Annotated in this window: 4 protein-coding genes and 1 pseudogene; 2 read left to right on the top strand and 3 right to left on the bottom strand. The window is 69.4% G+C overall.

Translation table 11 applies throughout. The annotated features are described in order from the left end of the window. Window positions 1-104 precede the first annotated feature (104 nt). Window positions 105-2,576, top strand: a complete 2,472-nt coding sequence (locus tag ABZV00_RS29605; protein WP_355612111.1) for a sigma factor-like helix-turn-helix DNA-binding protein — start codon at window positions 105-107, stop codon at window positions 2,574-2,576. Window positions 2,577-2,752: 176 nt separating this feature from the next. Here ABZV00_RS29605 and ABZV00_RS29610 read toward each other — a convergent pair whose 3' ends face one another. Next, window positions 2,753-8,536 carry an AAA domain-containing protein gene (locus ABZV00_RS29610; RefSeq protein ID WP_355612114.1) on the bottom strand — a complete coding sequence of 1,928 codons (5,784 nt, stop codon included), beginning with the start codon at window positions 8,534-8,536 and terminating at the stop codon, window positions 2,753-2,755. A 760-nt stretch (window positions 8,537-9,296) separates the two neighbouring features. Here ABZV00_RS29610 and ABZV00_RS29615 point away from each other — a divergent pair. Continuing rightward, window positions 9,297-9,491, top strand: a complete 195-nt coding sequence (locus tag ABZV00_RS29615) for a hypothetical protein (RefSeq protein ID WP_355612117.1) — start codon at window positions 9,297-9,299, stop codon at window positions 9,489-9,491. Here the strand turns inward: ABZV00_RS29615 and ABZV00_RS29620 are convergent. Beyond that, window positions 9,472-10,098: a replication-relaxation family protein gene (locus ABZV00_RS29620; protein ID WP_355612120.1), complete on the bottom strand. Its 627-nt coding sequence runs from the start codon at window positions 10,096-10,098 to the stop codon at window positions 9,472-9,474. The genes ABZV00_RS29615 and ABZV00_RS29620 overlap by 20 nt on opposite strands. 465 nt (window positions 10,099-10,563) lie before the next feature. Further along, window positions 10,564-10,885 (bottom strand): annotated as a pseudogene (locus ABZV00_RS29625) (hypothetical protein); the annotation flags it as partial.

Below are 10,885 nucleotides of genomic sequence, written 5' to 3' on the forward strand. Positions count from 1 at the left end.
CAACTGCCGCCTTCGGCCCGAGCTTCCCCACGGTCCCTCGCCGACTACCCGTGTCCACTCTTGCGACAAGCTCCAGGGTCGGGACAGCATTCCAGCGCCTGCAGGTGCAGACCGTCGCCGACCTCGTGCCGCTGTCGGTCAGGGACCTTTACGACGTTCGCGGAACCGGGCAGGGCACGGTTGAGGATGCTCTCACAGCCCTGGTCTCGGCGGCGATCCTCCGATCCGGCGAGCTGGGCGAGTGGGAGGACACGCGAGACGACCGGCAGCCGCCCGGCGGGGTGCCGGAGGTGCAGCTACCGCCGGCGCAACTCCAGCTGCTGGAGGACCTCACTCAGCTGGCAACGTGGCGCCACGTCCGACGGCGCGGAGATGATCCTCTGCTGAAGGTCGTTGTCGAGGATGGCGCGCCTGAGGAGATCCAGGAAGTCGCTCTCCGGCTAAACTCACTCACCGCGGCAGACATGGCTTCTGTCAACGGACGCTCAGATCCCGTCCTCGAGTTCACCGCATTCCTGTCCGAACTCGACGAGCGTCAGGTGCGCATCCTGCGCGATCGGTTCCTCGGTAGGCCCCCCAAGAAACTCGCCGAGCTGGCGAGTGAGTTCGACGTTTCCCGCGAGCGTGTCCGGCAGATTGAGACCAAGCTGAAGGATCTGCTGGGCAGCACGTTCCACTTCGGGACCGGTATTGGCAACCTCCTCGCCAGTCTGCGCACGGAGATCCAACCGATCGCCGCCTTGGACCGACTGATCACCCTGCACCCCGACCTCGCCCGTGATGTTCCGGGGGTGAATGTCCCCCTCTGGCTCGTGCTCGACCGCTTGGACGAATACTTCGAGGTTACGGACGGGTGGGCGGCCGCTCCTGACGTTGCCGCCGCTCGCGAACAGACCCGTATCCTGCTCGAGGACTTCGCCACCGACCACGGCGTGGTCGATCTCGCTGCGGTCACCGCCGCCACCTCGGTGCCGAAGACCGAATTGCTCGCTTGGCTCAGCTGGTGCGGCTACGTGCTTCACAACAACCAGATTCTGACCCGTACCCGCTCACTCAATGACCACGCGGCGGGTCTCCTGGCCGCGACGGGCGAACCGCTCCACATCGACGAGCTGCAGCTGCAGATGGGTCGGGACAACAGTATCCGGAGCCTGGCCAACCAGCTGGCTGACGACGAACGCTTCGTGAGGACCGACCGGGCGACCTGGGGACTTGCGAGCTGGCAGCTGGAGGAATACACGTCGATCCGGCAGCAGATCGGGCTTGAACTCGCCGCTGCAGGGGGCGAAGTTGAGATCGGGCAACTGATCGAGTCGATCACCAACCGGTTCGACGTCTCGTCGAGCAGCGTCCAGGCCTATGCGGGAAACGGTGACTACGAGATCGTGCGGGGCCTTGTCCGACGTCGGGAATCCCCAGCGACACCTCGTAAGGCCCCCAGCGCCACCCGCCGTCTCTTCAAGTTCGACGACGACTGGTGGAAGTTCCGAGTGACCATCACCCGAGACCATCTCCGTGGCTCTGGCTTTCCGGTGCCATCTGGCGTTGCCAGCCTCGTGGGGTGCGCACAGGGCGGGGTGGTGGAGCTGGAGTCGGACCTCGGCACGCAAAGCATCCGATGGACGGGGCTGCAGCCGTCGAGCGGAACGATCAAGAGGTTCCTCGACCGCCTTGAGGTGCGGGAGGGGCAAAACGTCTTCCTCGAGTTCGGCCCGTACAGTCGTTTCGACGTCTCGCTCCAGGGTCCGGTCAACCCGGAGGACCACCCCTTGGAGCAGGCTGCGGCGCTTACGGGCTGCGCCGAGGGCGTCGGGAACCCGGAAGACGCGCAGATGGCCCTTGCCATAGCAGTTGATCTTCCGGTCGATGCCAAGCCTCGACGCATTCTGTCGGCTTACCGGCAGCGCGGCGACGATGATATCGCCGGCCTCCTTGAGCAGGAATGGACCCGGCCCCGCCATCAGTGGGTGGATCAGTCGCCAGCTGACCGGGCAGGATCCAGGGCGGCTGAGAACGCGGCTGCATCGACGGCCCGCGGGAGAGCTGGCGAATCTGATCTCGAAGTGGGGCCCGACGAACATGACAACGAAGTCGATGCCAGCGACGAGATGATCGACGCCGGATCGGCCGGACTGCACGACGACCAGGTGTCGTCCGACATCGGCTGGGTGTCAGTACCGGCGGGATACCGCAGTGTGGGGTGGATCCGGCCGCACGAGGCGGAGGCCGCCGTGCTGGCCTACCAACTGCACTCCGACGTTCCCATGCACGATGGCGACAAGATCGCGGGTTGGGCTCGATACGTGGACGACAACTCCGGTGACGCGTCCAAGTTCCGCGCCAATGTCATGCTGGCCAGAGCCAGGTCACAGGGCGAGCGTATCGTGTGCTGGATTCGCGAGCACGAGGCGTTCAGCATCATCCAGGCGGCGGCGGAGGAACGGTCGGTGCCCGTTCTCGGCCCCGATGACGTCGCCACAGGGCTGGTGCAGTACTTCCAGGCAGGCAGCGAGGCCGCCGAACGCTACAGGAGCACCACGCGACTGCTACGCGAACTCAACGGACAAGCTGCCTGATAATTGAGTCGGGTGAGGGCACTTGAGGGCGGAACGGCTGACCCTCCAGTCGCCTCTGGCATTCGTGAGCAGCTCCGGCACCCGCCGCTCGGTCACCTCCGCCTCGACGGCGGCCTCGACCGCTGAGGCGGCCGTAAGCATGATTTCGTCGTACTGACGGCCGCCTCGTGTCGAGGTCAGGAGCTGTGCGAGCATGCCTCTTCGACCCGGCTGCTGGCCACTGCCAGCTCTTCCTCGGTGAAGAGAGACTGGAACTCCGGCTGCAGCGCGAGGGCCTCCGCCGTCAGATCCACGCGGCCCCGCTCCCACAGGGCGGTAAAGCCGTCAGAAACCACCGGGTTGCGGAGTAGCTGTCGAGCGGCGGCGGGTCCCCCCTTTTCGGTGACCATCCTCAGCAGAAGAGTCGGGTGGTAGTTGGCCTCGTCGCGCGCCCGCACGAGGATGCGGACCATCGCCTGGTGGAAAGCTCGCTCCAGCCCCCGTTGGTCGGTCACCCCTGCCGCGGATGCGTCGGCCGGGAGCCGGCGGGTCTGAGGTAACCGTTCCACGCTCTGACTCGTCGGTCGGCGCGGCGGCTCCGGGTTCAAGCCCTCGATCGGCTCTGCAGTGACCTGGTCATCCCTGTCGCCGAGATCTATCGCGTCGCTGTCCGCCAAGCGCAGCAGACGCGTCACACTCCGGTGTCGGACTGCGGCAGGGCTGGCAGGAGAGAAGTACTGGACCAACCCCCCGAGACCGCCCCGACGGTCCTCCCAGGAGACACTCCGCCTGATGCTGGCGGCTTCGATGACGGCCTTCGCCTCGTTCTGGCGCACCCAGCAGATCACGTCAGGGCCCTCAGGGCCGGCCCGCTCGATCCTGACATTTGCCCGATGGGTTCGAGCCTCAGCCGAGGTGCCTGGGTGGAACCTGGCCCACCCGAGAACCTTGCCGTCGTGCCGGATGGGAATGTCGCGGCGATGCTGGTAGCTGTCAATGGCAGCCTGAGCCTCGTACGGCCGCAGCCATGCAACGTTCTCGTATCCAGCAGGCACAAGCACCGGAGGGCCCGGATCCTTGATGTGGATCGCGGCGGACGTCGCTGGCAGGGAGCCCAACCTGGCGGTCGGGAGGAGCAGAGAGGGCTCAACGGGTCGTCCGGCATCCGGATCTGTTACTGCCTCTTGAAGCGACGCCGTGGAGGACAGAGGTTGCGTGGCCAGGTCCCCCGGGTGCGACGGCGGCCCGTCGGGCAGCTGATCCAGTGCAGGGAGCTCAACGAGCGGTGTGGGCTGATGCGCCGGCTCATTCGATGCCGAGGAGTCCTCCTCGCCATCGCCCTCGCCCTCGCCCTCCGGAAGGGCCGGAGGATCATTCCCAGGTGTCAAGGCCGGCTCGGCCGGCGTCGGAGAGATCATCGCCTCAACATCCGGCAAGTCGTCCAGCGCCCGAACCTCGACGGCCGAGCGGGGTTCCGCTGCCACAGGGTCGCCAGCAGTGGCCTCCCCGTCAACACGATCCGGGGCTGATTCGTCACAAGCAGCAACCACGTTGCGCCCAGCGGTCGTCGGCCCTTCAGTCGCAGTCACATGCGGGTCCAGAGGCAAGGCCTCCTCAGCCTCACGCGCAACGCCATCCACGACCAACATGGAGTTGACGGTCCGGCCCGCGGGGCCATCCGGCGGAGACACGACGGTCGGCGCAGCGAACGTGATGCCCACCTCGTCGATCCGCTGCCACAAGGGCTCCATCGCCGCCTCCGGATCCCGGCTGAACACACTTCCCCGGATCCGCACGAAGACGCAGTTGCCGACCCGCTCCAGCACCGCCTGGCGGCGCATGTCGCTCTCCCACTGCTCCGGCCCGTGGTACGCGTCGCCGTCGCATTCGATCGCGAGGCGGCGGCCGTCCGGGGCGGGCAGCACGAAGTCGATCCGGTAGCTGCCGATGCGGAACTGCGGCAGCGGCCGGTAGCCGCGCAGCAGGATGCGGCGCAGCACCGCGCGTTCGAAGTCGCTGTCGCAGTTCTTCGCCAGGTCGTCGTACGCCTCGTCGGCGACGGTGACGTTCTGGCAGTAGGTGAGCAGCAGGCCGCGGGCGTCGTCCTCGCGCATGTCGGCGGGTTGCACGGAGTGGAAGACCCAGAGCTGGTCGCGGGCCCGGGACGCGGCCACGTTGACTCGGCGGTGGTGGTCGCGCTTGGTGAACGCCGACACGGGTCCCTGGTGCGGGGACACGACCAGGGAGACCAGCACGATGTCACGTTCGTCGCCCTGGAAGGTGTACGAGTCACCGACGCGCAGACGGCGGCGTTCCATCTCCTCCTCGCCGACGGTCTCGCGGATCCGGGTGAGCAGGTAGAGGGCCTGACCACTGGTGCTGAGCAGGCTGACCACGCCGATGGTCCGGCCGGCGTACGCGGGGTCGGCGACGATCGCTGCGACCCGTGCGACCAGGGCCTCGGCCTCGGCGACGTTGACGTTGCCGTAGGTGGTGAGGTCCTGCCGGATGCCCTCGGGCACGTGCACCGCGATCACCGGGTCGCCGATGCCGGCGGGGCGGTCGGTGCGCAGCGGCTCGATCTCGCCGCCGTAGTAGGTCTGGCTGGAGAAGCCGATGATAGCCGGCACGGAGCGGAAGTGCTCGGTGAGCAGGATGCGTTCCGGCGAGCGGCGGACCGCGTGGTCATAGAGGCTGCTCTCCGGGTCGAAATGCTCGGCCGACGGCACGTCGACCAGGTGCGAGTTGATCAGGCCGGTGACGGCGCCGACGAACGACAGCTGCGGACCGATCTGCTGGTCGTCGCCGACGACCACGGCCCGCTCGGCGAGGCTGAGGATGGGCAGCGAGAACACGTCCGCCTGGGACGCCTCGTCGACAATCACCACGTCGAAGTGGGCGCCACCGGCGAACTGTTCGATGGCCCGGTCCACGGACATGACCCAGACCGGTACGGCGTCCACCGCCGCGCTCATCGCCCGCTGGGCGTGGGCCTGCCACAGGGCGGCGTTCTTCCCCGTACCCTTTCCGATCTTGCGCAGCGCGGTGGTCCAGTCGGCGAGCGCCGCCCGGCGGCGGTCGTCGAGGGCCTTGGAGACCTCCAGCCAGGAGGAGGCGACGACGAGTTCCTGGGTGAGGCGGCGGATGCGGTCCCGGATCTGCTCGACGCGCCGGCCGAGGGCGACCGGATCGATGCTGCCGACCACGGTGTCGAACCAGGTCTGCGCCTGCCGCCACTGCCACCGGTGCAGGCAGTCCATGCCGTTGTCGGCGAGCGTGGGCGCCGTGCCGTCGTCGATGCTCGCCGCCCACGCGGGCGCGGCCTCCCGCAGCCGGGCCGACAGCTCACGGAAGCGTTGCGCGTCGGGACGCAGCGCGGCGAGCCGGCGCACCTCGTCGAGGTACGAGTCCCAGCGATCGAGGTCGGCGCTCTGCCGGCTGAGGTCGAGCAGCCGCCACAGCTCGCTGGCATCCGTACCCGACATGCCGGCCTGAAGCGCGGCAGCCACCTCGCGTTCGGCGGCGACCAGGCGGTCATTGGTGAAGACGGTGGCGCAGCGGGTGACCAGGTCCATGATGGTGGTCAACCGCTGGGTGTCCACGGTGGTCGCGATGGTCGGGAGCAGACCGCGCAGGGTGGCGTGCAGCGCCGGCCAGCGGCGGCGGTCCCAGTCGAGAGCGGATCCGGCCTCGGCGAGCAGCCGGCCGGCCCACGTCTCGGGGTTCGCCGCCGCCGGGATGGTGAGTTCGAGCGGCTGGGTCCACTCCTGCCAGCGGGTGGTCAGCTCCTGGCGCAGCCGCTGCCGTCCGACGTAGGCGACGACGATATCGACGTCGTCGGTGGTCCGCAGGATCTCCCCGTCGATGCGGCAGTCGGCGGCGAGCTTGGCCAGGGTGCCCTGAAAGACTCGGCTGACGCCCTTGCCGGCGGCAAAGCGTTGCCGCAGCTCACCGAGCTGCGCGAGCAGGCGGCGGGGCTCGGCCAGGTGAGCGTCGGGCACGGTGACCTGGTGGCCGGCGATGACCCGGGTGGCGGCGGTAAGTTCGCCGAGGGCCCGCTGGCAGGCCTCGACGTGGTCGTGCCACATCTGCTGCCAGTTGGGGTCGGCTTGGAGCAGGGTGCCGAGCCGGTCCGTCCAGGAACCCTCCCGGGCGGCCAGCACGGTCAGCGCCTCGCGCAGCTGCGCGGCGAGGTCGTCGAGGGGCTGCGGGCCGAATGCGCGGACCTGCGGCAGGGCCACGCCGGCGGCGGCAAGCTGGTTCAGCTCGCGGGTTGCCTCGTCCAGCCGCCGTCGGTCGCCTAGGACGGCCGCCGCCGGTGGCAGGTCGGCCGCCGTCGGCAGGTGGCGCAGCGCCTGCAGCCGATCCTGCTTCCCGGTACGCCGGGCGATGTCGAGCAGCTCGGTGAACTCGTCGGCGCTCAGCGGCGCCTTGAGGTGCGGTGGCAGGTCGTCGGGGATGTCGCCGTAGCGCTCGGCCCGTTCGCGCAACCAGACGCCGACATCGCTCGGGGAGAGCCCGATGCCGTCGATCTCGTGGTGGGCGGCCTCATTCTCGGCCATGGTGCGCAGGCCGCCGAGGGCCTGACCCAGATCGCGTTCGGCCTCCTCGAGCTGGCGGCGCAGCCGGTCCACCCGCTGCTGTTCGCTCCGCTTGTCCAGGGTCGCCCCGCGGTCAGAGAGTTCGCGGGCAGCCAGTTGGAGCTGCACGAGCTGGTCGGTGGAGCGGCCCAGCACAGCCAGGCACAGCGACTGAATCTCCTGCGGCAGCCCGTCGCGCAGGACCCGCAGCGGGTCCTCCTTCTGCGCGACCACCAGCACCCGCTTGCCGTGGGCCATCAGGTGGCAGATGAGGTTGCGGATGGTGTGCGTCTTGCCGGTGCCGGGCGGGCCCTGCACGGCGACGTTGCGGTGCTGGGCGAGCCGGCGGGCGATCGATTCCTGCGCCTCGTTGGTGGGCAGCGGCATCAGCAGGCGCTCACCCAGCGGCGTCCAACGTTCCGGCTGGTCCTGCGGCATCTGCAGCTTGCTGGGTTCGTGCGCAAGGATCGCGGCGAGCGCGCCGATGCTGGCGTCGTCGCCCGCAAGCAACCGGGCGCGCAGCTGTTCCAGGAAGCGGCGCAGCATCCGCTGCCGCGGCCGGGTGAACAGAACGCCGGTGTCGTGCACATGCGAGCCGGTGGGGGCGGGCTGGTCGGCGTCCCGGACGACCGGGTCCTGGCCGAGGCGGCGCAGCGCACGTTCGAGGAACTCCCGGCGGGTGAACTCGTCCCACACGTCGAGGTCGAGCTGGCCGCCGGAGCCGGCGAGGGCGAGCAGCTGAGCGAGGTAGCGTTCGTCGAGTCCGCTCAGCGGGTCGGTCTGCAACCGGGCCGCGCCTTGGGGCACCACCGTCACCAACGACCGGTCGGCGTCGAACTCGATCGCCACCGGGGTGACGATGAGCGGGTACTGCACCCGGTGCCCGGCGACCTCCGTCCGGATGACGCCGTGACCCCAGACCAGCTCGTCCGAAGCCGCGTTCATGTCGACCCGATGCTTCAGGTCGAACAGACTGCGGTGCAGCTGGCGTACCTCCTCGATGCGCCGGGCCTGCTCGGCCCATGGCCGCCACTCCTGCTCCCGCCACGCCTCGAGTCGCGCCCGCAGCGGCTCAATCTCCTCCTCCGCGCCGACCAGTCGGGGTTCCGTGCCGTACCCGAGAGGGCCGTTCAGGTACGGCGCGAACTGCGCGGGCGCCCGCAGCGGCCGGGCCGGCGCCGGCAGCCCCACCCGCAGCCAGCTGGCGCCGTCGGCAGAGACACCGACCTCGCAGGCCTGGTGATCGGGGAACGCATGCTGCCAGAAGGCGCCGGCGGTGGGGACCGTCCGGGCGGGCTTCTCCATTTGCGCCCGCACGGCCATCAGGTAGTCGACCAGCGAGGTGGCCCGGTCGAGGATCAGCGACGGCGACTCGACCGAGGACGTGGAGCGGGACAGCATGAATCACCTTCGATGGTTGGAGCAGGTGGAATCCGATGGGCGGCTGGCCCGATCTGTCGACCGTCCAGGCGGGCCAGGAAAACTCAACGTGGGGCCATCCGGCGGCAACGCCGGAACGCCTGGCGGCGCATGCCTCGCCTCAGTCGCGGCGCCGGCATTACGTGGCCCTGCCCGGCCGTTTCGTGCATCCCCACCCGACGCGCATCATGCCCCACCTCCCCGTGGCGGTCCCCGCACACTACCCGCACCGGTCCTGCCGACGGGATCCCCCAACCGTCAGAACTTCGAGCGGGACGACGGCTTGAGCAGGAACGATCGACTGCCCGAAGCGCCCCATGAGTTCGCACTCGCGCGGTGGGATGACGACAAGCGGGATGCCGGATAGCCTTCCCGCCGATCAGGTGGACCGGCACTACCCGAAGCGCGACGTCGTGTGCCGCTCATAGGATCTGTCACCCAGGATGGCTGTTGGGAGTGTAGGGCGGTCGCCAGTTCTGTCGCCGGAGGCCGACCCTGACAGGTCCGTGAGAGCTGTTGAGGTACGCCGGGCGCTGCACTGGCGACCTGCAGCCCGCGCCCCTGTCCCGCCCCTCGGGGCCATACGACGCGCGGCGTTCGCTGCGTACTAGGTGGCGGGTGTGGGCGCGCGGGGCGGCGTATGGGCCACCTACACCGCGCGACGCGTCCCGTCTGCCCCGCCGCCCCATCAGGGGGCCCGCCCGCTCCGGCCGGGCTCGGCGAGGTTGGGTAACTCGGCGCCGTGGGCGGTGTCGGTGTAGGGCAGGTCAATGAGGTGGTGCCGGCCAGCGCCGAAGCCGGACAGCTGCCACACCTGCTCGGCGGGGCTGGCGCCGGTGGCGGCGCGCAGTTCGGCGGTGGTGGTGGCGATGATCGCCTGCGGACCGACCTCGGCGAGGCGGTGGTGCAGGTTCGCCTCACGGCGGGCGGAGGGTAGGTGGAACAGGACTGGCCACGTCCAGTTGCTGAGGCGGACCAGCCGTTCGTACTTGGCGATTTCTCGGTGAGGATGTCGAGGCGTTCGCGGCCGGTCCGTGGACCATCATCTGCGGGTTGGCGCCTCTGCGGTAGAACACGCCGGGCTCCTGGAAGGAGGACGCGGGCTGCCACCGGTCCAGGGCCGTGTTGGGGTGGGTGCGGGCGTGGGCGGCGAGGTCGATGAAGACCTGGTTGCCGCCGAGCAGGTGCGGCAGGTCCGGCCGGCCGGTGAGGGATTGCTTTCGGCGGCGGGCCTGGTCCCGGCGTGGTCGTCCGAGTCCGCGTTGGGCGTGGACGTGGTCGTAGCCGAGCTGGTCCAGGACGTAGTGGTATGGGTAGGAGCCGCCGTAGGCCCGGTTGGGTCGAAACCGGTCTGTCGCATGCAGGACGGTGAGGCGGCGTAGTCGGCGTTGGGCGAAGTCCAGGGACGGGAACAGTGCGGCGCCGATCTGGTCGGTGGTGAGGACGCCGTGGTCGTAGAGCCAGCCGAGGAGGCGGTCGTCGCGGGCGGTGATGCTGGCCTGTAGACGCAGCAGCGGGTCCGCAGCCGGTAGCGGTTTACGCATGGGCGGCCCCTGGGGGGACACCCCACACATGAGGGTGTGTCTGGAGCCGGCCCGCACTCCTGAAAGGGGACCTGACCTGGGCTGTAGGCGGGATCGGGGGGTCGGTTTGGGGGTCAGGATCAAGGCGGACGGTGCAACGGAGACCGACACCGACGTCGACACGGCCGGCCACACCGGTTCCGCCTTGACAGTGGTTTGACAGCGAGTGCGCCGCAGGTCGGTGACGACTCTGGTGGCGCGGGTGAGGGTCGCTGAGCTGGGTCAGCATGCGTGTTGCTCCTTCGAGGATCCGAACAGGGGGATGGAGAGCAAGGTGCGCACTGCTCGCCTTGCCGTGACGGGCGGGCCGGTGTTCGCTCTGCCAGGTCGGGTCAGGTTTTGTCAGGAGACGGGCTTCCTGACAGACCCGTGTGCTGGTCTCACGGCGACGGCTATGGCTGACAGAGGTCGCAGATTGTGGTTCTGTCACGCGGCCTCCCGGTGTGACAGGTCCGGCGCGGGTGGGGTGCTCTCGCCGCGCAGGACGCGCACGAGTGCTGAGGCGGTGGCGTTGGACAGTTGGTGCCCGTCCGCGCGCAGCTGTCCGGCGAGGGCCTTGCGGGACAGGGGTGTTCCGTGGGCGTCGAGGGTGCGGGCGGCGGTCCGGGCGGCCGGGACCAGCGCAGTGATCCCCGGGCCTCGGTCCCGGACCGGCGTGTCCTCGGCCCGTCGGTCCGGGACCCGGCTGCCTGGCCCTGTGGGGCTGGTGGGCCGCCGGACATCCCTCCATCGCCACCGCTGGTCAGAC

This window comes from Micromonospora sp. NPDC005173 (genome assembly GCF_040608515.1).
In the GTDB taxonomy this organism is placed as follows: domain Bacteria; phylum Actinomycetota; class Actinomycetes; order Mycobacteriales; family Micromonosporaceae; genus Micromonospora.

Excerpts from the sequence above, each read along its gene's own strand:
- ABZV00_RS29620 (WP_355612120.1), bottom strand. The coding sequence starts at position 10,098 with ATGCGTAAACCGCTACCGGCTGCGGACCCGCTGCTGCGTCTACAGGCC.
- ABZV00_RS29610 (WP_355612114.1), bottom strand. The coding sequence starts at position 8,536 with ATGCTGTCCCGCTCCACGTCCTCGGTCGAGTCGCCGTCGCTGATCCTC.